The sequence below is a fragment of the Gordonia ajococcus genome, assembly GCF_012974285.1.
In the GTDB taxonomy this organism is placed as follows: domain Bacteria; phylum Actinomycetota; class Actinomycetes; order Mycobacteriales; family Mycobacteriaceae; genus Gordonia; species Gordonia amicalis.
Genome location: NZ_CP052884.1, coordinates 789,256 through 813,896, shown reverse-complemented (window position 1 = coordinate 813,896; position 24,641 = coordinate 789,256). Strand labels below are relative to the sequence as shown.

Below are 24,641 nucleotides of genomic sequence, written 5' to 3'. Positions count from 1 at the left end.
GACCGATCACACTCGCCCGATCAATCCTCTCGCCGGCCACCGGGTCCGAGCGGGATCAGGGGCAACAGCTCGGCTATCAGCTCGGCGCGGTGTCCCGAGGCGTCGACCCGACCGGCGGCCAGTGCCGCGTCGTACGTCAGCAGCCCGGTCACCAGCAGCAGCCAGGTGCGCGGCGAGGTCTCCACGACGTTGGGTGGCGTCCCTCTCGTGTGCCGCGGTCCCTCGATGCACTGCACCGCCACGAACGGCGGGACCCTGACCTCGACCGAGTTGCCCGGGGCGAGGTGTTCGAGCGTGCGGGCGGTGAGGCGGACGGCAGCGGCGAGGGCGGGCCGCGGCGGTGCGGGTGACGCCTCGTCGGCGAGCCAGTCCGCCACCGCGAGTACTGCGGCACGGACCTCGGCCGGGTCGGATCTCTTACGCGGGGGCACGCCAGTCATCTTGCAACAAGGTTCACGACGCCCGGATTGGGGCAGTATGTGACGCATGGGCGCGGAAGTGACCAAACAGGAGTTCACCGGCGAGGATCGCGTGAGGTTCCGCCGTCAGGTCAGTCGGGGGACCGACGCGATCGCGCGGATGCTGGCCGACGGGTTGTTCACCGACCAGGGGCGCCCACCGAAGCCGCTGCTCGGTATGGAGGTCGAACTCAATCTCATCGACGAGCAGATGCGTCCGGCCATGGCCAACGCCACCGTCCTCGAGGCGATCGCCGACCCCGACTATCAGACCGAACTCGGACAGTTCAACATCGAGATCAACGTCTCGCCCCGACCTTTCACCATCGATGACACGATCTCGCTGGAGCAGGCGTTGCGGACGTCGCTCAACCGTGCGGAGGAACGCGCCGCCCGCACGAACAACCACCTCGTCATGATCGGGATGCTCCCGACCCTGAAGTCCGAACACTTCGCCCACCACTGGATCTCGGCCAACCCCCGCTACGACCTGCTCAACGAGCAGATCTTCAACGCGCGCGGCGAGGACATCGAGATCGACATCAGCGGCGTACCGCTGGGCGACGGCCATCACACCGAGCGTCTGCACACCTCCACCGATTCGATCCTGCCCGAGGCCGCGTGCACCTCACTGCAGCTGCATCTGCGGGTGGCCCCGGAGGATTTCGCCGCACACTGGAACGCCGCCCAGGCGATCGCCGGGGTGCAGGTTGCGCTGGCCGGCAACTCCCCTTTCCTTGCCGAGACCGCACTGTGGCACGAGAGCCGCATCCCGGTCTTCGAACAGGCCACCGACACCCGGCCGCTGGAGCTGAAGAACCAGGGGGTCCGGCCACGCGTGTGGTTCGGCGAACGCTGGATCAACACCATCTTCGATCTCTTCGAGGAGAACACCCGGTACTTTCCCGCACTGCTGCCGGTGTCGACCGACGTCGACCCGCTCGCCGAGCTCGACGCGGGTCGCATCCCCACTCTCGACGAGCTGCGGCTGCACAACGGCACCGTGTACCGCTGGAACCGGCCGGTGTACGACATCCACGAGGGTCAGGCGCATCTGCGCGTCGAGAACCGGGTGCTGCCCGCCGGGCCCACGGTCGTCGACACGATGGCCAACGCCGCCTTCTACTACGGGGTCGTGCGCGGGCTCGTGGAGTCCGACCGGCCACTGTGGTCGCAGATGTCGTTCAACGCGGCCGCGGAGAACCTGCAGTCCGGCGCCCGTTTCGGCATGGAGGCGCAACTCTATTGGCCCGATGTGGGCTGGGTGCGCCCGGACGAACTCGTGCTCCGTCGCCTGCTGACCCTCGCCGAGAAGGGCCTTCGCGCTTACGGTGTCTCCGACAAGGCGCGCAAGAGGTACCTGTCGGTGATCGAGGGACGTTGCGTCACCCGCCGGACCGGATCGGTGTGGCAGCGCGAGGCCGTCGCCGCCCGGGAGAAAGCCGGCGAGAGCCGGGCAGAGGCACTGACCGGCATGCTGTCCGACTATGTGACGCACATGCACGAGGGTGAACCCGTCCACACGTGGGAAGTGTGACAGCGCAACCTATTCGGCGACCAGACCCCGTCCGGTGATGAGCGGCAGGTCGAGGGCGGTCACCAACCCGGGCTTCGCATCGACCACGGCGGCAACCGAATTCACCAGCCGCATGGCCGTGACGATCATCCCCGACACGTTGTGGTCGCCGTTCTCACCGTGATGGCCGAACTCGACGGTCATCTCCGGTTCGCCGGAGATGGCGATCCGGTAGCAGCCGTCGCCCTCGTGCGGGGTCGGCCAATCAGGGCACTGGTCCGCGTGTGTGCGCGTGTAGTGCTCCAGCACAACACGATCCACGCCATTGACCTGCCCGGCGACTTCGAACCGCAACGCCGCCATCGTGCCCTTCGGGATCTCCACCGACACCGTCGAGTAGTCGCGGTCCGCCTCGACCCGCTCGACCCGTTCGACGAGCGGCTCGTCGAGGGTGAGGTCGAGTCCGGCCGCGATCTGCCGCACCACACTGCCCCATCCCATCGAAAGGATTCCGGGTGACAGCAACAACGGCGTGGTGTCCATGGGCTTCCCGAATCCGAAGAGGTCCCGCATGACGACCGGCTGGTAGTACGTCGAGTAGTCGGCGATCTCCTGGCACCGCACCTCGTCGATGCGCTGCGAGAGGCTCGTCATCGACAGCGGCAGTACATCATTGGCGAAACCGGGATCGATACCGTTGACGTGAAGACTGGCACCGCCGGATGCGCCGGCCGCGGCGATCCGCTCCAGCAACCCGTCCGGCAGGATGCCCTGTGGGAACTGCAGCACCACCGGGCCGCTCGACACCACGTTGATCCCGCTCTCCACGAAGAAGATCAGGTCCTCGATCGACTCCATCACGCGGTCGTCGGTCATCGCGGTGTGCACGATGCAGTCGGGCCTCGGGGCGATCAGCGCGTCCCGGTCGTCGGTCGCGGCGACGCCGAGGTCGCGTCCGAGGTCCGCCAGTTCGCCGGCGTCCTTTCCGACCTTCTCCGGATTCGAGACCCACACCCCGACCAGTTCGAGGTCGGGATGGGCGTCGATCCCGGCGATCGCATGTCTTCCGACGGTTCCGGTCGACCACTCGACCACGCGCAGAGCCATGCCCCTCAAACTAGAACACGTTTCAAGTCCGCAAGGCGCGTTCGGTGAGAACGGGTCGTGACCGCCACCAGAGGCCGGTGACCACCGCGACGATCGCGGCCATGCAGACGCCGGCCAGGACGAAGGCGGCCGCCATCGCCACGGCGGGGGTGGACTCGTCGATGAACGGGCCGGGCAGGAAGGTGAAGACCAGCCCCACCGTCCAGGCGGCCGCATTCACCGGTATCCACTTCCACGCGCCGGGAAGCCGGTTCCGCAGGACGACGTACTGCGCCGAGGGGATGCTGGTCAGCAGTACCGCGGCGCCCGCACCGAACAGGAACCAGGTGAGGGGATTCCCGAAGTCGATGTCCACTCCCAGATCGACGAGACTCGACGGCGCCATCCCCAACGACCACGCGAGCATCCCGCCGACCGCGGTCGCCGGGACCCATCGCGCCGGCGGGACCTGCCACGACGTACCGCGAAGGGCGACCGCCTGACCGAATCCGAGAAGCGCGCCCTCGCCGGCCCCGCAGGCGACCATGAGCAACCAGGCCCATCCGGGCGAGAGCCCGGCGGTGCCGGAGATCGCGAACCCGGCCACCGGGATGAGGAATCCGGTCGACTCGGCCGCCGTCACAACACCGACCCACCGGGGCATCGAGAACGCCGCCACGTGCCAGACCCTACCGAGACTAGGCTCGGAAGACGATGTCCCAGATCAGCACACCTGCTCCCGATCCCTCCTCGGCACCCCTGTACATCGACTTCGACGGGCACCGGACCATGCTCAAGTGGCACCGCGGGCGTCGACGCGCCGACGATCCGGCCTTCACCGCCACCCGCATCGTCGAGGGCATGCGGCACGGCGCGAGCATCGAGGTGGACCTGGTCATCCACGCCGACCGGGGCTTCGCGATCCTCCACGACCGCGTCGTCGACCACGCCACCACCGGCACCGGGGTCATCTCGGCACTGCCCGCCGCCTACCTTCGCGGACTGTCCTTGCGCGACAACCAGGGAAAGGCGCTCCGGGAGCCGGTCCTGCTCCTCGAGGACCTGACCGAATTGTTCTCGACGGTCGACATCGCGCCGACGTCGATCCTCCAGCTCGATTTCAAAGAAGACGACGCCGCGCTCGATCCACGGGCGGTGGACACCTTCGCGCGGAGCGTCGAGCCGTTGGCGTCGCACTTCATCCTGTCGTGCGGCGATGCGGCCGCCGTGGCCCGCCTGACGTCGGTCGCCCCCGGAATCCGCGTCGGCTACGACCCCTGCCACCACGGTGCCGCCGACGCCGCGATCCGGTCCGGGGAATTCGACGGCTTCGTCGCGCGCGCCCTGTCCGCATCACCGGACGCCGAGATGATCTACCTCGAGAACCGGCTGATCCTCGCCGCGGACCGGCGCGGCCACGACCTCGTCGGCGCATTCCATCGACACGACCGGCTCGTCGACGGCTACACCGTCACCCGCATCGGACCGCGCGCCGTCCCGGAGATCAAGCGGCTCTTGGAGCTACGGGTCGACCAGATCACCACCGACGACCCGGAGGGGCTCGCCGCACTCGATCTCGACGCCACCCCGGCGGGCACCGGGTCGCGGCTGATCCGCTGGTTCCGACGCACCGGATCAGCCGGCCGGTCAGACGTGTAGGGACCAGAATGGTTCCACCGGAATGTTCCGGACGACGAACCAGATGAGCACCACGACGAGCACGACGACGGCGGAATAGCGCATGTTCTGCCAGCTGCGAATCCTTCGTCCGGTCCAGAGCCGCAGACAATACGCACCAAAGGCGAAGAGCAGCAATCCGATCGCGGCCACCCCGGCCGCGTTGTAGTGCAGGGCCGCGGACAGGTCGCCATGCAGGAGCGAGTAGAGCGCACGCTGCGAGCCGCAACCCGGGCAGGTCACGTTGAACACCAGCTTCGTCGGACACATCGGTAGTACCCCGCCAGGTGTGGTGGGGTCGCCCAACAGCACTGCGCCACAGCAGATCCCGGTCGCGGCGACAACTGCCGCCGGACCGAGGACCCGATGATTCGAGAGGGCCGACACCCGTGAGAGAACTGCCCTTTCGAACCGCTCAGTACGTGGACGTGGTCGCTGCTGTGCCGAAGAGGACGACAAAGAAGAGGACATAGGCCACGACGATCAGGATCGAACCGACAACACCGGCGATCGCACCCCACATCGCCCATTTCTTGGCATCATCGGCGGCTTTCTGGGCACCTGCGAAATCTCCTGCAGCCCACAGTTTGCTGACCGACGTGGACTTGACGATCGCCACGATGCCCAACGGCAGGCAGCACAGGACCGTGGTCAGGATCGCCCACACGAGGTTGTTGTCCGGCTCGGGTCCGGGCGGCGGGCCACCCACGTATGCGCCGTACGGCTGTCCGTAACCACCCTGGCCGTAGTTCGGCGGCTGGTTCGGATCATAGGGATAGCTCATCTGCGCCCTTTCGACTCTCTCTGAGAACCCCAGGAGCGTAACCGACCCTCAGCCTGTTGGGCGGTTCCGGAAATCAGATTGCTTCCAACGATGTACACGCAACGTTCCCGCAGGCGAGAACGTTGCGTGTGACAACGATCGGGGCTACTACGGGGTGTCGCCGAAGAGGCGAGGCAACGTCGCCTCGCGCACCTCGCGCAGCTCGGTCAGCGGCACCGAGAAGTAGTCCTGGACCTCGACCTCGTCGCTGCCCTGATCGACCACGCCGATGCGCGTCCACGGCATACCGCGGGCGTCGAGCATCGCGGCGAAGCGCGACTCCTCGGTACGCGGCACGGCGACCAGCACGCGTCCGGAGGATTCGGAGAACAGCCAGACGAAGGGGTCGGCATCCTCGGGCAGCAGGATTCGGCAACCGGTCTCGCCGGCGAGGGCCGCCTCGACGACGGTCTGGATGAGGCCGCCCTCGCTGAGATCATGTGCGGCCGAGATCAGTCCGTCGCGCGAGGCGGCGGTCAGGATCTCCGACAGCAGCCGTTCGCGTTCGAGATCGACCTGCGGGGGCACACCACCGAGGTGGTCGTAGGCGACCTGCGCCCAGATGGAGCCGTCGAACTCGTCGCGCGTCTCGCCGAGCAGGATCAGCGTCTCCCCCGGTTCGGTGCCGAAGCCCGCCGGGATGCGGCGATGGACGTCGTCGATCACACCGAGGACACCGATCACCGGCGTCGGGAGGATCGCCGTCGCGCCGGTCTGGTTGTAGAAGCTCACGTTGCCGCCGGTGACCGGGATGCCCAGCTGTGCGCAGCCGTCGGCGAGTCCACGGACCGCCTGCTGGAACTGCCACATCACCGCCGGGTCCTCGGGCGAACCGAAGTTGAGGCAGTTGGTGACCGCCTTGGGGGTCGCGCCCGAGACGGCGACGTTGCGGTAGGCCTCTGCCAGCGCGAGCTGCGCACCTCGATACGGGTCGAGGAAGGTGTAGCGACCCGACGCGTCGGTCGCCAGAGCGATTCCGCGTCCGGTCTTCTCGTCGATGCGGATCATGCCGGAGTCGGCGTTCTCGGCCAGGACGGTGTTGCCGCGGACATAGCGGTCGTACTGGTCGGTGATGAACTTGCGGCTGCACAGCGCCGGGCTGGCGAGCATCTTCAGCAGCGTCTCGCGCAGCTGATCCGGCGTGTCCGGACGCTGCAGCGGCTCCGTGGTCGACGCGATCACGGTGTCCTGCCAGTCCGGACGTGCCACCGGGCGCTCGTAGACCGGGCCCTCGTGGGCGACGGTGCGCGGCGGCACGTCCACCACGGTCTCGCCGTGCCAGGTGATGACCAGATGGTCACCGTCGGTGACCTCACCGATCACGGTGGCCAGCACGTCCCACTTCTTGCACACGGCGAGGAAGGCGTCGACATTCTCCGGGGCGACGACGGCGCACATGCGTTCCTGCGACTCGCTGGAGAGCACCTCGGCCGGGGTCATGCCCTCGGCACGCACCGGCACCTGCTCCAGCTCGATGTGCATGCCGCCGTCCCCCGCTGCGGCGAGTTCGCTGGTGGCGCAGGACAATCCCGCGCCGCCGAGGTCCTGGATGCCCACCACGAGTCCGGCGTGGTAGAGCTCGAGGCAGCACTCGATGAGCACCTTCTCGGTGAACGGATCGCCCACCTGAACGCTCGGCAGCTTCTTACGGCTCGGACCGCCACCCTCGGCATCGTCGAAGGTCTCCGACGCGAGCACGGACACGCCGCCGATGCCGTCGAGTCCGGTGCGCGCACCGAACAGGATGATCTTGTTGCCGGTGCCCGATGCGAACGCCAGGTGAAGGTCTTCGGTTCGCAGCACGCCCGCGCACAGGGCGTTGACCAACGGGTTGCCCGCGTAGCTGGCGTCGAAGACGGTCTCGCCGCCGATGTTGGGCAGTCCGAGCGAGTTGCCGTAGCCGCCGACACCGCGCACCACGCCGTCGACGACGCGGCGGGTGTCGGGGGCGTCGGCGGGACCGAACCGCAGCTGGTCCATGACCGCGATCGGCCGCGCACCCATCGCCATGATGTCGCGGACGATGCCGCCCACACCGGTCGCCGCACCCTGGTAGGGCTCCACATAGCTGGGATGGTTGTGCGACTCGACCTTGAAGGTCACCGCCCACCCGTCGCCCACGTCGACGACGCCGGCATTCTCACCGATACCGGCGAGCATGTTGGCGCGCATCTCCTCGGTGGTGGTCTCGCCGAAGTACCGGAGGTGGACCTTCGACGACTTGTAGCTGCAGTGCTCGGACCACATCACCGAGTACATGGCGAGCTCGGCGTCGGTGGGCCGACGGCCCAGGATCTCGCGGATTCGCGCGTACTCGTCGTCCTTGAGACCGAGTTCGCGGAACGGTTGCGGATGATCCGGGGTCGAGGAAGCGGCTGAGACGGTATCCACCTGGGCACTCACGGAGACAAGTCTAGGCGGGCCCGGGCCGTCGGAGGCGACGGGGCGGACCTCAGGCGTTCGGCGTGCCCTCTCCCCCTGGGAGATCTGTGGCCGGGACCGGCCCGGTCTCGGGATAGTCTGTTCACTCGAGCCGTGCAGGGCGCGGGACGTGCACGGGGGTGCAGGCACGCCGGCGACGCGCCGGGCACGACGTTGACACAGGGGGACGAGATGGCCGATGTCCGCAAGGCGAGGGCACTCTTCGAGCTGGGCGTCCTGTCCTTGAACATCCCCGTCGACGGTCAGGAGCCGATCAACAACCCCGCACAGGCCGCCAAGGCGTTCACCCGCGCCACCGAGTGGGATCCCTCGCTCGGTGACGCCTGGATCGGCCGCCTCGCCTGCGGGGACAGGAGCGACGAGGTCCTGCTGGGACTGTATCGGGCACGAGCGACGATCGGCGCCGAACAGCGTCGGCTCGGCCTTCCCCCGGGCACCATCGCAGGTCGCTGGGACACCGGACTGCACATCGACTACCCGGCGATCACCGCCGTCGACGCCACTGCCGCATTTGCGTCCAGTCTGATCCGCGGTGCCGACTACTCGGGCGCCGAGGAGGCGCTCGACGAGATCCCGCCCGCCCATCGGTTGCCGATCGTGGAGTTCGTCCGCGCTCACCTCCACTACCGAACACAACGATGGCCCGATGTGCTGACCGCCCTCACCCGCTCGGACCGGTGGGGCGACACGGTCATGCAGTCTGTGGCCGACTTCATGGCCGGATCAGCGTGCGTGCACCTGGGGATGCTCGGCGAGGGCATGCGTCGCCTGCAGAACGCCATCGACGGTCCGGTCGCGGGCTGTTCGGTCAGCGCGATGTACGCCTACGGCCTGGCGCTTCGCGAGCAGGGTCACGAGGAGAAGGCCAAGGCCATGCTCGAGCAGGTCTACGCGCGCAATCCGGCGCACACCGCGGCGGCGCAGGCCATGCGGTCCCCGACGATCCGCGTCCTCCGCACGACGCCCGAGGAGATCGCCGCGCGCACCGACCGCTGGGACCCCGCCTCGGTGCCGGACCGCAATCAGACCACGGTGTCGCCGGTTGGAGCCGACGGTGTCGAGAACGAGCTGGTGACCGATGCCCAGCGCGAACTGGAACAACAGATCGGACTCGAGTCGGTCAAGCAGCAGGTCGCCAAGCTGCAGTCGGCGGCCACCCTCGCCCGGGTCCGCGCCGACCGCGGACTCTCGACCTCGGCGCGCAGCCTGCACCTGGCCTTCACCGGGCCGCCCGGTACCGGCAAGACGACCGTCGCCCGGATCGTCGCCAAGATCTACTGCGGGCTCGGCTTCATCAAGTCCGACAAGGTGGTCGAGGCGACCCGGCGCGACCTGGTCGGCGAACACCTCGGCTCCACCGCCATCAAGACGTCGGCGCTCATCGACTCGGCCATGGACGGCGTCCTGTTCATCGACGAGGCGTACACCCTGATCCAGAAGGGTTTGTCGGGTGGCGACGCGTTCGGTCGCGAGGCCGTGGACACGCTGCTGGCGCGGATGGAGGACGACCGGGATCGTCTGGTCGTGATCATCGCGGGCTACGACTCGGAGATCGACCGGTTTCTCGCTGCCAACGACGGCCTCGCGTCGCGTTTCGCACGTCGGGTCCGATTCGACTCGTACACCCCTCGAGAGCTCGCGCAGATCGGCGAGTTCATCGCGCGCAAACGCGATTCGGTCCTCACCCCGGAGGCGGTCGCCGAACTGGAGCAGGCGTGCGCGCCGCTCTACCACGATGTCCGCGACCACGATGGCGGCACGCGTCGGGCCACAGATCTGGCCGGCAACGGCCGATTCATCCGCAACATCGTCGAGGCCGCCGAGGAGGAGCGCGAGTTCCGGCTCAGCACGGCCGGCGACCTCGCCTCGTTGTCCGCAGACGATCTGATGCGTATCGAACTCGACGACATCCGGTCCGCCATCTCCGGCGTGCTGTCGGGTTTGAGGCGCTAGCGGCCCTCGCCCGTCCGGCCACTTCCGCTCTTTTCCCCAGAGAGGTTCCCCATGCTCATGTCCTGCACCCGCTTGATCCGATCCGGCCTGCTCGCCGGCGCCCTCGCCCTGACCCTGTCGCTGGCCGGATGCTCGTCCGACGACGCCGAACCCGCACCGTCCGCGACCACCGCGAAACAGACCGCCGGCACCGAGCAGACCACCGGAGACACGGGGCAGCCCACAAGAGAACCGGCCACCTCGGGAGCACCGTCGAGCGCCGTCCAGAGTTCCACCGCCAAGGCCCTGAGCTGCCGCGACTTCCGGGCACTCGAAGACGATGGGCGTGCGGCCGCCGTGGCGGCACTCGGGGTGAAGTCCAACGCCGATCAGGTCGCCACCGTCGCGGCGACGGTCTGCCTCAGCCGTCTCGACGACAAGGTCGCCGATGTTGTCGGTGAGCTCGTGCCCACACGCTGATACGTTCGTTGACCATGAGTGTCCGACCGTGGTCCCTCCTGCACGGCCCGTTGTTCTCCCGCGGCCGTCCACTGGACCGCGAACACGCCGCGCCCCGCATCAGCGCGTACATCTACGGCAACATCCTGATCCTGGCGGCGCTGATCCCGCTGCACCTCAAGGACGATTTCGTCGGCATCCTGATCGTGCTCGGCACAGCCGCGTCGACCTTCATCGCACATGTCTTCGCCGAGGCGGTGGCGCGACGGGTCCACGACGGCACCGTCCACCCCACGAAGACGACGGTGCTGCACCACCTTCGGGATTCGGTGCCGATCCTCTCGTCGGCGTCGGTGCCGTGTCTCATCCTGGCGGCGGCATGGGTCGGCTGGCTCGAACCGCGCACCGCCCAGCTCGCCGCCGAGATCGTGATCCTGCTGCGCATCGGCGGAACCGTCTTCGTCATCGACCGCCTGAACAACGAAAGACCCAACCGCGCAACGCTGATCGGGGCAACCGCGGTCACCGTGCTGGCAACCGCCATCGTCGTCGTGAAGGTGTTCCTGACGCACTGATGTTCATGGCGCACCGACCAGCGGTGTCTGCGGCCGACCCGCGGATCAGCTGCGCGCGGTGAAGCTCATCGGCATCGAATGCCAGCCCTGGGTGGGCCAGGTGCCGCGCTCGGGGGTCCCGTCGACCTTGAAGGTGTCGATGCGCTCCAGCCAGGTACTGAGGATCGCACGTATCTCGATGCGCGCCAGACCTTCCCCGAGACACCGGTGATTTCCGGAACCGAAGCTGGTCAGCTGGGTCTTGCCCGGCCGATCGATGTCGACGGAATCGGCGTCGGCGAAGACGTCCTCGTCCCGGCTTCCCGACGCCCACATCTGCAGTACGCGCTCGCCGGCGCAGATCGTCCGACCCCCGATCTCCACGTCCCGAGTCGCCGTACGCGCGGTGGCCTGCGTGGGGGCGAAGACACGCGCGAACTCGCCGACCGCCTTGGTGATCAGTTTGGGGTTGGCGCGCAACTGCTCTCGTAGCTCGTGATTCTCGGCCAGATGCGCCAGCGTGGCGCTCGTGACGTCGGCGGTGGTCTCGAACCGCCGACGATCAGCAGTATGAAGGTGCTGAAGATCTCCTCATTGGTCAGCGGCCGTCCGTCGATGTCGGCCTCCATCAGCGCCGACATCAGATCGTCGCCGCCGGGCTCAGCCTTGGTCTTCTCCATCCGGAAGAAGGGAGCGACCAGGGCACGGTAGTCGGCGTGCTGGGGCGGATCGGACTGGACCGGAAGCCATGGAAAGACTCCCCCGGTCCTGTCCGGAACGACGAACACCTCTGCTGCACTGAAGGTTTCCGGATCGCCGGCAACCTGTTCGATGTCGGCGTGTTTGAAGACCGCCCACGCGCCGCCGAACTGCTCGGTCCAGGCAACCGGGCACTTGCCGCGCATTTCCTTCTGGACCGCGAAAGGGTCTGCAAGGTTCGCCTCGGACAGCGGATCCCAGTCTGATGTGACATTGGCCATGAGGGGGATTCCTAAATCTATTGGGCTTCAACGACACACCTAGTGTGGCAACGATCACCCCAACAGTCAAGGGACAACTTTGTACCTTATTCGGCGGGGTCCCGGCCGGCGTCCGCGCCGAGCGAGATTCCGTGCATGATCAGCGAAGACATGTGTCGCACAACGACTTCGTCGTCAGCGTCTATCGAACCCAGTACCGAGGAGTCCATACTGACGTAGCCCATCACCATGCTGATGAGCGCTCGCACCGTGATGTCGGCATGCTCCGCCGGATACCCGTGCGCGGCGATGGTGCGCACCGCGATCTCCAGCACCGCGCTCATGCCCTCATCGATCGTCTCCCAAACCTGCTTGCGCACTTCCGGTTCCAGCTGTTCGCCGGAGAACATCAACAGTCGGAGGACACCGGTGTGATTGCGGCTGTTCTCGAACAGGTCGGAGATGAACTCGTATACGAGCTCCAGTTCGGGCGGTTCCTCGGCTAGACGATCGGCCCAGCGGCTGGTCCAACTGTCGGCGAACTGCAGCAGCGGCTTGGTCATCACCTCCGCGAAAAGATCGGCCTTGGTGGCGAAATGCCGAGTGAGGACCGACCTGGTGACGCCGGCACGACTGGCGATGGCCGCCATCGTCGCACCCTTGTAGCCGAGGTGACTGAACTCCTCCTCGGCCGCGACCACGATCAGGGCCTGCAGGTCCGACGAACGTCGCCGAGTGGTGGGGCTCATGGATTGACGACGTTGGCTACTCATGGATCCGATGATGCACCACGCCGCCGTCCGCTGTCATCGACGCCGATCACACCGGTCCCAGATCATTCCGTCACCGATTCATCGGCCTCCGGTCGGCAGTTCGGCATTGACTCCGGAGATGTCGATGATCTTCCAGTCCTTCGACTTGTCCAGTCGCAGCTTGTATGTCGCAGTCGACTGGATACCGTCGGGAGCCTGGGTGTTCTTCGTGGTGACGCCGACGAAACAGTCCACGGAGTACACGTCGCCGTCGACCGACGTGGTGACCGCGGCTATCGGCTCCGCCGTCGACGTCCACTGCAACGGTGTGACGATCTGCTCCATCGACGTGGCTGCCTGGGTCAATCGGGCGGCCATCTCCTCCGAGGTCCCCTCGGTCAGTCGGGATCGCCAGGCCGGCAGGTCCTTGAAGTCGATCGCGGCGGCACCCTTCGCATAGTCCAGAGCAACCTTCTCGGCCTGCGATTCCGCCGTCGCAGCCGCCTGCGTCGCGGCCAATTCCTCACTGCGCGAGTGCAACTGCCAGCTGACGAAGGCAAGGGCCGCGACCAGGGCGAGGATCACGCCGCCGACGATCACCGACCGCAGGGACACCTGATGCCCGCGCGCCCGGTCCCCCGCGGCGTCGCCCGGCACTTCCGTACCGGAGCCGCGAGCACCGCCGGCAGAGGTCGCCGGTTCCGATCCTTTCTCCAGCACTGCGATACCCGACGTCGTCGTGCTCGCTGTGCCGTCCTCGCCCTTCGTGTCGTCCCTGCGTTCTGGGTCGTTTTCCATGGTCCGCACCATTTCTCATCCGTTCGTGTGGCTGGCTGCTGTCATCTGCCGAGTTCTTCCGGCAGGTCGTGTATCAGGACCCGGGCACCCCCACTTCGACTTGGAGCGACCCGTTCCGGACCGCGCCCAGCGCACGGCCGAGCACCGCGCTCGGGTCGACCGTGCGCAACGCGCCGGCGCCGGCGCTGACCGTCGGCAGGAGGTTGTCGCCGATCACCTTGAGATCTGCGGCGGTGTTGTCCAGGAACTTCTGGAGTTCCATCAGGAACGGTCCGGCACCATCCTCGATTCCGGTGGCCAGCGGCCCGCCGCGGAACACCGCGAACTTCAGCGCGTCCTGGAGGACACCGAGATTCCGGCCGAACCCCTCGGCGGCCGGGGCAGCCCCGCGGAACGCGGCCGGGATCTCTCCGCTCCTCATGAGCAGCGGCTGCAGGGCGCTGAGCAGCGTGGTGAGATTGTCGGCCTGACCACCGATCGTCGAGGCCAGACGCTCACCGGCGCGGTTGATACTGCCCAGCACGTACTGTTCGTCATCGGTGCACACCCCGCCATCCGTGCACGGACCGGGCAACGCCACGTCGAGGGTCTCGAAGATCTTTCCCACGCTCTTGGGGTCGACCTGTTCCAGCAGTCGGGTGACACGCTCGGACAGATCCTTGAACGTGGACGGATCATCGACCTGCGACCGGCCGATCACCGCATCCTCGGCGATGTACGGGCCGGGCGCCACCGCCGGGGTGACCGCCACGTAGGGCTCACCGAGCGCCGACAGGGTCTCGATCCGGAACGTGCTCTCGGTGGGGATCTGATACTCCGGACGGTATTTCATACCGATCGTGACGCCACGCGCAGACGGACGGACCGATGCCACGGTGCCGATCTCGACGCCGCGCAACAGCACTCGTGCTCCGGGGACGAGACCGTTGCCGTCCGAGACCTCCATGGTGGCCCTCCGGTCGTCGCTCTCCCGGCTGACCGGGAGCCCGAGGGTCCCCATGTAGACGAAGGCCAGAACACCGATCACGAGCATCCCGGCAATCGACAGCATCGACTTCTTCATCGCACCGCTCCCAGCATCCGCAAGAGGTTCTCCACATCGCCGATCAGCTGTTCACCGCCACCTCGTGCCGTCACCGACGTCACATCGACCGATGGGTTGGATGCGAACGGAAGCAACACATTACGGAGGAAGTCCGAGGTCTTGATCGCCAATCGCGGTCCATCGTCCACGATCCCACGGACGCCGTCGGACGTGGCCGCGAGAGAAGCATCGGCACCAGCCAGATCCCGCCCTCGAAGATGCTGCCGATCGAGGGCAGCAGATAGGCGATGTGGACCAGGAAGCTGTCGGCATCACGCCGCCAGTAGGTCGCCGCCTCGGCGCCGAAGATCTTGGTCAGCTCGTCATGGCGCTCACCGATCGCCGCGGCCGAAGCGTTCATGCCGGCCAGGAAACGATCGATTTCACCGGTGTTGCGTCCCAGGTCTCGCAGATCCACCGACGTGACCGTCGCGAGCCGGCGCAGATCCGGGCGCTTGGGCATCACGTTGTTGATACGCGCCATCGCGTCCTGGATCTGGGTGATGGTTCCGCCGTTGACGAAGTTGGCCAGTACCGCCAGTGTGTCCTCGAGCGGGGGTGGCGACACCGTGCGTTCCACGCCGATGACCGACCCCGGCTCGAGATACCCCCGGGCACCGGTCGAACCGTCGTCTCCGCCGCCCGCCGGCGGGACGAAGGCGATGTAGGTGTCACCGAGAAGGGTGTTCTGCCGGATGACGGCATCGGTGTCAGCAGGAATGCGCGTGCCCTTGCGGATTCGCGCCGCGACCTCCACGTAGTCGTCGGTCAGCTCGGGCCCGGTCACCTCGCCGATACGCTGTCCATCGGCGACGACGTCGGCACCGTTCGGCAGCGACAGGACACTGGCGAATCGGACCGACACCTCGTAGCCGTCGCCCGTTCCGGGACGTACCGACGGCAGGTCGTCGGGACCGATCGCGCACCCCGCGAGCACGATCGTCATGATCGTCGCCGGAATCGCCACCGGCACGCCCCGGCGGATCGTCCGCCGACCCAGGCGAGGGAACCATGCACTCCGTCTCATGACCGACCCCCCAGCAGGACCATGTCCAACAATGCGTCACCCCGGAACTCGCTGACCGCACCACGTCTTTTACAGGTGTTGGGTCGCAGCCTGTTCGCCTGAGCGCACAATTCCGGGGAGACGTCGGACACGCGAACCGTGGGCGGTGTGTAGCGGACCGAGAATCCGCGCCCCTGGCCGTGTGTCTGCTGGCGCACCGCCTGCGCAACCGCGGGGATGGTCGAGACCAGCGACGAGATGTCCGGCGCGCGAGCGGCCGCCAGGGAGATCGCCTGGGTCACCGGACCATGCACGACCGGCCAGATGTCACCACCGTAGTTCCGCTCGATGTCGTACAGGGTCGCCACGGTCCAGGCGACGCCCTTGGTCAGTTCCGTCGCACCGGTCCAGAGTTCGGTGCCGACCTCGAGGATGTTCGGCGCCTGGGTGAGGATGGACTCGATCGCACCCCAGTTCTTCAGCGCATCCTCGCTCAGCGGTGCCATGTCGGAGATGACACTGCCGATGTCGGCGATCACCTTGTCCGGGTTCTGCGCCGCCTCCGCCGCATTCGTCATGACGTCGCGGGCGTGCGGCCCCACCCCGCGGAGCGCGTCGGCGAGTCCGGTCACGGCTCCCCGGACATTCTGGCCCTCACCTGCGGGGGCCAGGTCGTCGACGAAATCCGCTGCGGAAGCGGATATCTCCGAAATCGTCTTGGGCGTGTAACTGTTGGTGAGGGCGATGCATCGGTCCCCGGTGAGCCGAGGACCCGAGGCATAGTTCCCCACGAGCTCCAGACTCCGGTCGGCCAGCAGCGACTTGGACCGGATCACCGCCTTCACATCCGCGGGAATCGCACGGGGCGTGTCGATCTCGAAGGTGACCAGGACGCGGTCGCCACGTGGCTGCACCGCGGCGACCCGGCCGATGCGGTATCCCATCTGTGTGACCGGATTGTCGGCGTACAGACCGGTGACATCCGGCATCTCGGCGCAGAATTCCCCGGTGGTGGGCGGGAGTTCATCGGCGGCCAGCGCGGTGCCGGCACAGCCGGACAGCGCGAGAGCTGCCACGACCCCGATGATTCCCAGGTTCGGACGTCGCATCATCAGCACTTCCTCCCGGCGACCGGGATACAGATATCGGAGGCGAGCACGGTCCCGCCTTTGAGTTCCTTGATCCCCTCGGGACCGAGCCAGCCCGCCAGCTGATCTCGCAGCGCGGTCAGCTTGTCGACGCCCGGTCCCATCGTGTTTTGCGCGGTCTCGGCGATCTGCCGGAACTGATTGATCGCCGCGACGACCTGATCGCTGTGATCCAGGTAGTAGGCCTCGAGCGGTTGGATCGACATCAGAATCCGTCCGAGCCGCGCATACGCCTCGTTGAACCCCACGTGAGTGTTGTTGTAGGTCGAGAGCACGATGTCGGTCTGTCGCAGCAGATCGAAGATGAATGCCCGGTTGGCCTCGAACACCTCGAGGTACTCGGTGCTCAGCGCCGCGATCGCGTCGACCTGTGATCGCTGGCGGGCGATGACACCGGTGACGCTCCGCATTCCGTCGACCATGTCCCGCAAGGACGGCGACTGCCCGTCCAGGGCATCGGCAACCTGACCGAGATTGCCGTCGATGTCCGTGGCGTCGACGTTGTCGGTGACCGTCGGCACCTCTTGGATCACGTCCCCGATGCTGTAGGGAACGCTGACCGCACTGGACTGAATCCAGTTGTCCCCCAGTGGAACATCCCCCAGCGGAATGAGCGTCGCGGCGTAGCCGCCGACCGGTGTCAACATCCGGACCTCGACACGGGAGCGATCCCCGATGAAGATCTCCTCATCCACCTCGGCGGTCACCCGGACCTCGTTGGCGCCGAGTTCGAGGCCGGTCACCTTGCCGACGTTGAGCCCGGCGACGCGCACGTCCTGCCCGACCGCCACCGACGACACGTCATCGGTGAGGAAGGTGAACTGCTTCTTCCCCGGGGGATTGACGTAGACGACGACGATCACGGCGGCGACGACGATCACCGCGACCAGCAGCGCCGCCCCGATCATGACCTCCCGCCCGACCCGCTTGGTCAAACGTCCCAGCATGGCCGGTGTCATCCTGCCGCGCATACGACGACCTCGCTTCCGTCGAGCAGCAGCTCGACATCGGACGGCAGATCCGCGAGCCCGTTCGCACAACTGCGTCCGGAGTGATCGATGCCGGCCGGGACCTGGAGACCGGCAACCGCCACCGGGATCATCCGGAGCGCCTCGGCGGCTTGCGGAATCGAGCTGAACGCATCGGTGAGCAGCTTGTCGACGTCGAGCCCGGGCCGCAGTCCGAGGTTGCCCATCAGCCGGTCGATCGGCTCGGTGAAGGCGGGTCCGTAGCGATCCGTCTTGTAGAACTCCTCCAGAACGGTCATTCCCTTGGCGACCGGGATCTTGACCGAGTGAAGGAACTCCATGACCTCCGGGGTCCGGCCTCCCATGGTGTCGGCGATCCGGGCCAGGTTGGCGGTGAGCGTGGAGATCAACCGTTCACGGTCCGTCGCGAACCGGGACAGTTTCGCCACGTTGTCGAGCATCGGCGCCAGTCCGCTGCCGTCTCCCTGCAGGATGGCCAACGCGTTGTCGGTGAACTCGTTGACCTCGTCGGTGCGCATCGTCGCGAGTACCGGCTGCAGGCCGTTGAACAGTTCGGTGATGTCGAAGGAGCCCGTCGTGTGGCTGAGCGGGACCGTGTCCACCGGCCGTCCGGCCGGCCCGAAGGCGACGTCGACATATCTTGCGCCCGTGAGATTCTGGTACTTCACGGTCAGACGCGAGTTCTCCGTCAGCCGATACGACTCGTCGAGGGTGAAGTCGACCTCGGCCACGCTGCGCCCGTCGACGCGGACGATGCGCGTGTCGGTGATCTTCCCGATCCGCACCCCCTTGGTGCGCACGTCGCCGTTGATCCGCAGTCCGGAGATGTCGGAGAACTCGGCCCGGTAGGTCCTCGTCGGCTGCTCGACCGGCCGCCCCAGCGTCGCCAGGCTCTCACGCGGTGCGCGCCGTAGATACTTCACGATGGGCGTCAACGGGTTTCGCACGCGACGCCGCCGTCCGGCGCGCTTCTCCTCGTGCGTCGGCGAGTCGACCGGCAGCGCCGGGCTCACCGGCGCAACCGACCTCAGGGCGGTCGTGGCTGTCATGGTCACCTTTCCGGGAATGGGCATCGACAACTGGTCGTGCGCTGGGACTGTTCGAGCACGGCTGGATGAGAATCGGGATGTATGACGAGCGGCTTCGGCGAGTGTGCGTCTGCCTCGCGGACGGGCGTGATGCCCCGGCGTGGGGCGGGTTCTCCGGTCAGCCGGCGGCGACCGCCTTGCCATCGCGAGCACGCTCGGTGACCTTGACCAGATTGCGTTCACCGTCGACCAGGATCCGGTCACCCTCGCCGATTCTCCGGGTTCCGCTCTCGGTTCCGATCACGTAGGGAACCCCGAGCTCGCGGGCGACGACCGCGCCGTGACTGGCCGATCCCCCGATGTCGATGACCAGGGCCTCGGCCATCGCCATCAGTGGCGCCCAGCTCGGATCGGTGAAGCGGCACACGAGGATGTCGCCGTCGTCGAGCTCGATGTCCTCGGACGGGTCCGACAGGACCCGAGCGCGGCCCTCGACGACCCCACCGCCACTGGCAGCACCCGAGAGTTCAACCGCGCCAACGTCATCGGCGTCGTCGTCGATCCGCTCCGGCTCGGGCATGCCGTAGAACGCGACCGGAAGGACCATCGCCTTGTAGCCCTCGCGCGTGGCTCGACGGGTGTCGACGATCCGCTGGGCGTCGGACAGGCGGCCCGCGGCGAGATCCTCACATTCCTCGACCGTGAGGAAGAAGACGTCGTCGACCTCCCGGAGCGCGCCGAGGTCGACCTGCTGGCGGCCGAAGGTCCGGGCGGCGGCGCGGGCGCGGTCGATCGCGATGAGGTAGGCGGCCTTTCCGACCTGCAGTGATCGGATGACGTCACGCATCTTGCGGACGAGCCACCGCGTGACGGGTCGCTGCAGAGCCGGGGTCGCCGCGAGCAGCCGCGCCTCGGCCGCGGACCCGACCTGCTGCGTGGCCGACGCTCGCGCGGCCGGCCGTTCGGCGCGCTGCGCGAGTGACGCGGCGAGTGATCGCACCGCTCGAGGGTCCTCACGCCACACCGTGGCGAACAGATTGCCCTCGTTGGGGCCGTGGTATCCCCACGAGGACAAGAACTCCGCCTCGCCGATCTCGCCGCGCCCGAGCCGCCACAGGTCATCGGCCATCCTGGCTTCGTTGAGATCGCCCACGCCGGAGAGCAACTGGTCGACGAGTCCCGGTTCGCCGAGCTTCTCGGCCGCCCCGGTCACCGCACTCTGGGCTCCCTGGAAGATGAAGCGCCACACGCAGTGCACGCTGAAGACCCGTTCGAAGTCAGCACGGGTCTGCACCAGACGCTCGATCGGGGTCTGGCTCGGCTCGCCGTCGACGACCGTCGCCAGCCAGTCGGCGTACATCTCCTCGTAGAGACGTTCCAGACGCTTCCGCGTCCGCATGAGCGCGACCGGCGCCTTCGCGGCGATCACCGGGACGCGGCCCGGACTGCCGGAGAACTTCGGCGCGTCGGGTCGCACCGAACCCATGAGATCTCGCTCGAAGTCGTCGGCACTGAGTCCCGGCACCGCCGCCATCGTCTTCTTGATGACGTCCACGTTCAACGCCTGACGCCCGTAGAAGCAGCTGACGCCCAGTTCATTCGGATCGTCGGACACCACGAGCTTGCTCCGTGGGATCACTCCGAACGAGTACATCGGATACAACAGCCCCTGCTCGGTCGCCGGGCCCCACAGGCTCCAGCACATCGGTGACATGACCTCTGGGCAGGCCTCGCCGGGATTGGTACTCGTCCAGTAACGGCCGGGCTCCGAGGAGCCCTTGATGGGATCGGTGGGTGTGGGCACGACTGCTCCTTCACGGCTTCGCACAGTGTGACGCCTGTGATCGGCTTCCCCCGGGGAAGGCAGCTCCCTCGCTGAGATGTGACGCCCTCGGGAAGGTGACTGTGATCGCTGACACAACAGTTTTACTCTCGCAATAGACTGTTTGTCTATAGATAAACGGGAATTTAGGGGCAATTTTGTCCCTTAGGCATTTCTGGGGCCGTGACGTGCGATAACTGCACCGTCCGACTGGTCCCCGATCACTCAGGCCGGTGCGAACACGTCCCGACCTCCGCGAATGTGGATGCAGAATCCGCGATCGTAACGATCCCCGGCCGGGATCACCTACGAATCACACCACGAACCGTGGGAACTCGTGATCACTTTCCGAGTACGCGCCGGCGATCAGCCGCCGGCCCCCTCGGTCGTGACGGTGAGGATCGCCTCGGTGAACTCGGGACGGCAGATCACCAGGTCGGGCAGATACGTGTCGTCGTTGTTGTAGACGAGCGCCGAACCGTCGATGCGTCCGCACCACAGCCCCTTCGCCCGGGCGACGGCCACCGGCGCCGCGGAATCCCACTCGTACTGGCCGCCCGCGTGCACGTAGGCGTCGGCCTCACCGCGGACCACCGCCATCGCCTTCGCTCCCGCCGATCCCATCGGCAGCACTTCCCCCGCGACCGCCGCCGCGACCTCGTCGGCGAAAGCCGGCGGCCGTGAACTGCTCACCACGACGCGGGGCACGTCGCTGCGTGGTCGCGACGCCAGTCCCGACGTCGGTTCGACCTCGGTCTCGTCGTCGAGGTAGGTGACCCCGAGAGCCGGGAGCGCCACGGCCCCGGCGATCAATCCGCCGGTCGCCGACCACAACGCCACGTGCACGGCCCAGTCCGCGCGGCCGGCACCCGGCTCGTACGTCCCGTACTCACGCGTGCCGTCGACCGGATCGACTATCCAGACCCGGTCGGCGTGCAGCCGGGACTTGTCGTCGGCCGATTCCTCCGACAGCACCGCGTCGTCCGGCCGGGCCTCCGCGAGGCGTCGCAGGAGGAACTCGTTGGACCGTGCATCTCCGGCCCGGCCCAGTTCCTTGCCGGTCAGCCCACTGGTCCGGCGGATGTCCAACAGGAGTTCCCCTGCCGCGGTGGCCAGTTCGCCTGCGAGTGCTCGATCGTCGGTCACGCTGTGTCCCTCTCTGGCGGTTGGGCTGGTCCACCGGCGCCCCGGTGTCCGGTCATGACATACCCACCGGCATCGCGGGCGAACCAGGGCGTCACAGTCCCAGGTTACGGAGGACCATCTCGGCGACGTCGGCAGGCGCGCCGTCCTCGGGGGTGATGACGAGTTCGGCGTGCGTCGGCCGTTCGTAGGGCGAGTCGATGCCGGTGAACTGACTGATCTCGCCCCTACGGGCCTTGCCGTACAGCCCCTTCGGGTCCCGGCGCTCACATTCCTCGAGCGGGGTGTCGACGAAGATCTCGTAGAACGGCAGGCGTCGCTGTGCGTGGATCTCCCGAGCGCGCTGCCGTTCCTCGGCGAAGGGACTGATCAGCGAGACGATCGCAACCGCACCCGAATCGGCGAACAGGGCCGCCACCTCACTCGTCCGGCGGATGTTCTCGCGCCGGTCGTCATCGGAGAAACCCAGATCGGAGTTGAGTCCGTGGCGCAGGTTGTCCCCGTCCATCAGGTAGGCGGGTCGGCCCTCGGCGACGAACCGTCGCTCGAGTTCGACGGCGAGGGACGACTTCCCCGACCCCGACAGCCCGGTCAGCCAGATGGTGGCACCGCGATGCGCCCGGTGCTCGCGGGCGACCTTGCCGGACTGCCACACGACGTGGCTGTCGTGGCTGACCGGCGCGGTGATCATGCCCGCGCCGACGGTTCGGTTGGTGACCTCGTCGATGAGGATGAAACTCCCGGTGTCACGGTTGCGGCGATAGGAGTCGAACATGACCGGCTCCTGGGTGTGCAGGGTCACCCGCCCGATCTCGTTGAGCGACAAGACCTCGGCGTCCTCGTCGCGATGCAGCGAGTTGACGTCCAGCCGGTAGTTGAGCCCGGTGATCTGCGCGCGGGTCAGCCGCGTTCCACACAGGAGCTGATAACGGCTGTGTCCGCGGAGCTCGGTGTCGTCGTCGAACCAGCAGACCATCGCATCGATCTCGCGCCCGACGTACGGCCGGTTGTTGGGCCGGGCCAGCATGTCGCCACGCACGATGTCGATCTCGTCGGCCAGTTCCACCGACACCGCCATCGACGAGAACGCCTCGTCGACGGCGGCTCCGCCCGGACCCCAGATCTCGGTGATCGTCGTGCTGAAACCGCTCGGCAGGACCACGACCTCGTCGCCCTTGGCGAAGACACCGCCCGCCACCGTGCCCGCATAGGCACGATGGTCGGCACCGTCGCTGCGTTGCGGACGGATCACGTACTGCACCGGCAGTCGCGCGTCGATGAGATTGCGGTCCGACGCGATGTAGACATGTTCGAGATGGTCGAGCAGCGGCCTGCCCCCGTACCACGGCATCGCCGCCGACTGCTCGACGACGTTGTCGCCGCGCAACGCCGACATCGGGATGAAGGTGAGGTCCACGACGTTGAGCTTGGTCGCGAAATCCGCGAAGTCCGCACAGATCTCGTCGAACCGTTCCTGAGACCAGTCCACGAGGTCCATCTTGTTGACGCAGACCGTCAGGTGCGGGATCCCGAGCAACGAGGAGAGAAACGCATGCCGCCGAGTCTGTTCCAGCACTCCCTTACGCGCATCGACGAGGATCAGCGCGAGGTCGGCCGTCGACGCGCCGGTCACCATGTTGCGCGTGTACTGAACGTGACCCGGGGTGTCGGCGATGATGAATTTCCGCTTGGGCGTGGCGAAATACCGGTATGCGACATCGATCGTGATGCCCTGTTCCCGTTCGGCGCGCAGTCCGTCGGTCAGGAGGGCGAGGTCGGCGTATTCGTCACCCCGTTCCGCACTGGTCCGCTCGATCGATTCGAGCTGATCGGTGAAGATCGCCTTCGAGTCGTAGAGCAGCCGGCCGATCAGCGTCGACTTCCCGTCGTCGACCGATCCCGCGGTGGCGAGCCGCAACATCTCGGTGGCGCCCCTGACGTCTGGAACGCCCCTGCCGGCATCGACCCCGTGCATCAGAAGTAGCCCTCCTTCTTGCGATCCTCCATGCCCGACTCGGAGATCCGGTCGTCGGCGCGCGTGGCCCCGCGCTCGGTCAGCCGGGTCACCTCGATCTCCTCGATCACCTTGCCGACGTCGTCGGCCGTCGACAGGACGCAACCGGTGCAGGTGGCGTCGCCGACGGTGCGGAACCGCACGGTCTCGGTCCGCACCTCCTCCCCCGGAAGTTCTTGCAGGAAGCGTGTTCTCGCCAGCAGCATGCCGTCCCGGGGGATCACCTCCCGCCGGTGGGCGTAGTAGATCGACGGCAGATCGATGTTCTCTTCGGCGATGTACTGCCAGATGTCCAGCTCGGTCCAGTTCGACAGCGGGAACACCCGGATGTGTTCGCCTTTCGAATGACGACCGTTGTACAGACGCCAGAGTTCGGGGCGTTGATCGCGCGGGTTCCACGCGCCGAACTCGTCTCGGAAGCTGAAGACCCGTTCCTTCGCGCGAGCCTTCTCCTCGTCGCGCCGAGCTCCACCGAATACGGCGTCGAAGCGGTTCTCGGTGATCCCGCGCAGCAGCGCCGTGGTCTGCAGGCGGTTCCGGCTCGCGCCCGGCCCGGTCTGCTCGACGACCCGTCCGGCGTCGATGTCGTCCTGCACGGAGCTGACGATCAGCCGGACGCCGGTCTCGGCGACCACGCGATCACGGAACCGGATCACCTCGTCGAAGTTGTGTCCGGTGTCGACATGCATGAGCGGGAACGGGACCGGCGCCGGCCAGAACGCCTTGCGTGCGAGGTGGAACATCACCACCGAGTCCTTGCCGCCCGAGAACAGCAGGGCCGGGCGCTCGAAGGTGGCCGCAACCTCCCGGATGATGTGGACCGCCTCGGCCTCCAACGCGGCCAGGTGGGACAACTCGTACCCGTGACGTTCCATCCGGTCGGGCGTGTCGGTCGTGCTCGCCACAGTGCGCAACCCCCTTGACATGTCGAATATTCGACACTAAGTGTTG

Annotated in this window: 24 protein-coding genes; 5 read left to right on the top strand and 19 right to left on the bottom strand. The window is 67.1% G+C overall.

Features of this window, described 5'->3' with window-relative positions; all coding sequences use genetic code 11:
* Positions 1-20: 20 nt before the first annotated feature.
* Positions 21-440 carry a sterol carrier family protein gene (locus GAA2_RS03725; RefSeq protein WP_096273136.1) on the bottom strand — a complete coding sequence of 140 codons (420 nt, stop codon included), beginning with the start codon at positions 438-440 and terminating at the stop codon, positions 21-23.
* A gap of 46 nt (positions 441-486) precedes the next feature.
* Here GAA2_RS03725 and GAA2_RS03720 point away from each other — a divergent pair, with 46 nt between their 5' ends.
* On the top strand, positions 487-1,995 hold the full coding sequence (locus GAA2_RS03720; protein WP_006435700.1) for a hypothetical protein: 1,509 nt from the start codon (positions 487-489) through the stop codon (positions 1,993-1,995).
* Between the two features lie 9 nt (positions 1,996-2,004).
* On the opposite strand, the gene GAA2_RS03715 is transcribed toward GAA2_RS03720, so the two are convergent.
* Both GAA2_RS03715 and GAA2_RS03710 read right to left on the bottom strand, forming a co-directional pair.
* Complete coding sequence (locus tag GAA2_RS03715; RefSeq protein WP_096273134.1) at positions 2,005-3,081, bottom strand: diacylglycerol kinase; 1,077 nt, start codon at positions 3,079-3,081, stop codon at positions 2,005-2,007.
* 22 nt (positions 3,082-3,103) lie between these two features.
* The gene (locus GAA2_RS03710; protein ID WP_243828679.1) at positions 3,104-3,739 is read right to left on the bottom strand and encodes a hypothetical protein; all 636 of its coding nucleotides are present in this window, start codon (positions 3,737-3,739) and stop codon (positions 3,104-3,106) included.
* A gap of 35 nt (positions 3,740-3,774) precedes the next feature.
* On the opposite strand from GAA2_RS03710, the gene GAA2_RS03705 reads away from it, so the two are divergent.
* Positions 3,775-4,719: a glycerophosphodiester phosphodiesterase gene (locus tag GAA2_RS03705; protein WP_006435703.1), complete on the top strand. Its 945-nt coding sequence runs from the start codon at positions 3,775-3,777 to the stop codon at positions 4,717-4,719.
* Here the strand turns inward: GAA2_RS03705 and GAA2_RS23050 are convergent.
* The 3 genes from GAA2_RS23050 to purL all read right to left on the bottom strand — a co-directional run bounded on the left by GAA2_RS23050 (position 4,708) and on the right by purL (position 7,963).
* Complete coding sequence (locus GAA2_RS23050) at positions 4,708-5,124, bottom strand: DUF2752 domain-containing protein (protein WP_006435704.1); 417 nt, start codon at positions 5,122-5,124, stop codon at positions 4,708-4,710. The genes GAA2_RS03705 and GAA2_RS23050 overlap by 12 nt on opposite strands.
* A 28-nt stretch (positions 5,125-5,152) precedes the next feature.
* Complete coding sequence (locus tag GAA2_RS03695) at positions 5,153-5,521, bottom strand: CD225/dispanin family protein (RefSeq protein ID WP_006435705.1); 369 nt, start codon at positions 5,519-5,521, stop codon at positions 5,153-5,155.
* A 147-nt stretch (positions 5,522-5,668) separates the two neighbouring features.
* The gene (gene purL / locus GAA2_RS03690) at positions 5,669-7,963 is read right to left on the bottom strand and encodes a phosphoribosylformylglycinamidine synthase subunit PurL (protein ID WP_006435706.1); all 2,295 of its coding nucleotides are present in this window, start codon (positions 7,961-7,963) and stop codon (positions 5,669-5,671) included.
* Positions 7,964-8,173: 210 nt separating this feature from the next.
* Here purL and eccA point away from each other — a divergent pair, with 210 nt between their 5' ends.
* From eccA to GAA2_RS03675, 3 genes are read left to right on the top strand one after another with little or no spacing between them, the layout of a single operon-like run.
* A complete protein-coding gene (gene eccA, locus GAA2_RS03685) occupies positions 8,174-9,955 on the top strand; it encodes a type VII secretion AAA-ATPase EccA (RefSeq protein WP_191834738.1) in 1,782 nt (593 codons plus the stop codon).
* A 51-nt stretch (positions 9,956-10,006) separates the two neighbouring features.
* Positions 10,007-10,414, top strand: a complete 408-nt coding sequence (locus tag GAA2_RS03680) for a hypothetical protein (protein ID WP_006435708.1) — start codon at positions 10,007-10,009, stop codon at positions 10,412-10,414.
* Between the two features lie 14 nt (positions 10,415-10,428).
* Complete coding sequence (locus tag GAA2_RS03675; protein WP_191834737.1) at positions 10,429-10,968, top strand: hypothetical protein; 540 nt, start codon at positions 10,429-10,431, stop codon at positions 10,966-10,968.
* Positions 10,969-11,013: 45 nt separating this feature from the next.
* Here GAA2_RS03675 and GAA2_RS03670 read toward each other — a convergent pair whose 3' ends face one another.
* From GAA2_RS03670 to cysD, 13 genes are all read right to left on the bottom strand, one after another.
* Positions 11,014-11,427, bottom strand: coding sequence for a cytochrome P450 (locus GAA2_RS03670; protein ID WP_006435710.1), 414 nt, complete (start codon positions 11,425-11,427; stop codon positions 11,014-11,016).
* On the bottom strand, positions 11,406-11,927 hold the full coding sequence (locus tag GAA2_RS03665; RefSeq protein ID WP_191834736.1) for a hypothetical protein: 522 nt from the start codon (positions 11,925-11,927) through the stop codon (positions 11,406-11,408). Before GAA2_RS03665 ends, GAA2_RS03670 begins: the two co-directional genes overlap by 22 nt.
* An 86-nt stretch (positions 11,928-12,013) precedes the next feature.
* On the bottom strand, positions 12,014-12,655 hold the full coding sequence (locus tag GAA2_RS03660; protein WP_191834735.1) for a TetR/AcrR family transcriptional regulator: 642 nt from the start codon (positions 12,653-12,655) through the stop codon (positions 12,014-12,016).
* 102 nt (positions 12,656-12,757) lie between these two features.
* Positions 12,758-13,456 carry a hypothetical protein gene (locus tag GAA2_RS03655; protein ID WP_210738011.1) on the bottom strand — a complete coding sequence of 233 codons (699 nt, stop codon included), beginning with the start codon at positions 13,454-13,456 and terminating at the stop codon, positions 12,758-12,760.
* Positions 13,457-13,529: 73 nt separating this feature from the next.
* On the bottom strand, positions 13,530-14,519 hold the full coding sequence (locus tag GAA2_RS03650) for an MlaD family protein (RefSeq protein ID WP_191834734.1): 990 nt from the start codon (positions 14,517-14,519) through the stop codon (positions 13,530-13,532).
* 79 nt (positions 14,520-14,598) lie between these two features.
* Positions 14,599-15,567, bottom strand: a complete 969-nt coding sequence (locus GAA2_RS03645; RefSeq protein WP_191834733.1) for an MlaD family protein — start codon at positions 15,565-15,567, stop codon at positions 14,599-14,601.
* Positions 15,564-16,658, bottom strand: coding sequence for an MlaD family protein (locus tag GAA2_RS03640; protein WP_191834732.1), 1,095 nt, complete (start codon positions 16,656-16,658; stop codon positions 15,564-15,566). The genes GAA2_RS03645 and GAA2_RS03640 overlap by 4 nt, the downstream gene beginning before the upstream one ends.
* Entirely contained in the window at positions 16,658-17,641 is a 984-nt protein-coding gene (locus GAA2_RS03635; RefSeq protein ID WP_248664692.1) for an MlaD family protein, read from the bottom strand. The genes GAA2_RS03640 and GAA2_RS03635 overlap by 1 nt, the downstream gene beginning before the upstream one ends.
* Before the next feature lie 8 nt (positions 17,642-17,649).
* Positions 17,650-18,732: an MlaD family protein gene (locus GAA2_RS03630; protein WP_191834730.1), complete on the bottom strand. Its 1,083-nt coding sequence runs from the start codon at positions 18,730-18,732 to the stop codon at positions 17,650-17,652.
* A 157-nt stretch (positions 18,733-18,889) separates the two neighbouring features.
* Positions 18,890-20,515 (bottom strand): PEP-utilizing enzyme, encoded by a 1,626-nt coding sequence (locus GAA2_RS03625; protein WP_191834729.1) that lies wholly within the window; start codon positions 20,513-20,515, stop codon positions 18,890-18,892.
* 384 nt (positions 20,516-20,899) lie between these two features.
* Positions 20,900-21,679, bottom strand: a complete 780-nt coding sequence (locus tag GAA2_RS03620; protein WP_006435720.1) for a 3'(2'),5'-bisphosphate nucleotidase CysQ — start codon at positions 21,677-21,679, stop codon at positions 20,900-20,902.
* A 91-nt stretch (positions 21,680-21,770) separates the two neighbouring features.
* Positions 21,771-23,651: an adenylyl-sulfate kinase gene (cysC, locus tag GAA2_RS03615; protein WP_006435721.1), complete on the bottom strand. Its 1,881-nt coding sequence runs from the start codon at positions 23,649-23,651 to the stop codon at positions 21,771-21,773.
* On the bottom strand, positions 23,651-24,565 hold the full coding sequence (cysD, locus tag GAA2_RS03610) for a sulfate adenylyltransferase subunit CysD (RefSeq protein WP_085950440.1): 915 nt from the start codon (positions 24,563-24,565) through the stop codon (positions 23,651-23,653). The genes cysC and cysD overlap by 1 nt, the downstream gene beginning before the upstream one ends.
* Positions 24,566-24,641: the final 76 nt, after the last annotated feature.

Excerpts from the sequence above, each read along its gene's own strand:
- cysC (WP_006435721.1), bottom strand. The coding sequence starts at position 23,651 with ATGCACGGGGTCGATGCCGGCAGGGGCGTTCCAGACGTCAGGGGCGCC.
- GAA2_RS03720 (WP_006435700.1), top strand. The coding sequence starts at position 487 with ATGGGCGCGGAAGTGACCAAACAGGAGTTCACCGGCGAGGATCGCGTG.
- cysD (WP_085950440.1), bottom strand. The coding sequence starts at position 24,565 with ATGGAACGTCACGGGTACGAGTTGTCCCACCTGGCCGCGTTGGAGGCC.
- GAA2_RS03650 (WP_191834734.1), bottom strand. The coding sequence starts at position 14,519 with ATGAAGAAGTCGATGCTGTCGATTGCCGGGATGCTCGTGATCGGTGTT.
- GAA2_RS03705 (WP_006435703.1), top strand. The coding sequence starts at position 3,775 with ATGTCCCAGATCAGCACACCTGCTCCCGATCCCTCCTCGGCACCCCTG.
- GAA2_RS03660 (WP_191834735.1), bottom strand. The coding sequence starts at position 12,655 with ATGAGCCCCACCACTCGGCGACGTTCGTCGGACCTGCAGGCCCTGATC.
- GAA2_RS03630 (WP_191834730.1), bottom strand. The coding sequence starts at position 18,732 with ATGACAGCCACGACCGCCCTGAGGTCGGTTGCGCCGGTGAGCCCGGCG.
- GAA2_RS03715 (WP_096273134.1), bottom strand. The coding sequence starts at position 3,081 with ATGGCTCTGCGCGTGGTCGAGTGGTCGACCGGAACCGTCGGAAGACAT.
- GAA2_RS03675 (WP_191834737.1), top strand. The coding sequence starts at position 10,429 with ATGAGTGTCCGACCGTGGTCCCTCCTGCACGGCCCGTTGTTCTCCCGC.
- GAA2_RS03680 (WP_006435708.1), top strand. The coding sequence starts at position 10,007 with ATGCTCATGTCCTGCACCCGCTTGATCCGATCCGGCCTGCTCGCCGGC.
- GAA2_RS03695 (WP_006435705.1), bottom strand. The coding sequence starts at position 5,521 with ATGAGCTATCCCTATGATCCGAACCAGCCGCCGAACTACGGCCAGGGT.
- eccA (WP_191834738.1), top strand. The coding sequence starts at position 8,174 with ATGGCCGATGTCCGCAAGGCGAGGGCACTCTTCGAGCTGGGCGTCCTG.
- GAA2_RS03665 (WP_191834736.1), bottom strand. The coding sequence starts at position 11,927 with ATGGCCAATGTCACATCAGACTGGGATCCGCTGTCCGAGGCGAACCTT.
- GAA2_RS03640 (WP_191834732.1), bottom strand. The coding sequence starts at position 16,658 with ATGATGCGACGTCCGAACCTGGGAATCATCGGGGTCGTGGCAGCTCTC.
- GAA2_RS03635 (WP_248664692.1), bottom strand. The coding sequence starts at position 17,641 with ATGCTGGGACGTTTGACCAAGCGGGTCGGGCGGGAGGTCATGATCGGG.
- GAA2_RS03725 (WP_096273136.1), bottom strand. The coding sequence starts at position 440 with ATGACTGGCGTGCCCCCGCGTAAGAGATCCGACCCGGCCGAGGTCCGT.
- GAA2_RS03655 (WP_210738011.1), bottom strand. The coding sequence starts at position 13,456 with ATGGAAAACGACCCAGAACGCAGGGACGACACGAAGGGCGAGGACGGC.
- GAA2_RS03645 (WP_191834733.1), bottom strand. The coding sequence starts at position 15,567 with ATGAGACGGAGTGCATGGTTCCCTCGCCTGGGTCGGCGGACGATCCGC.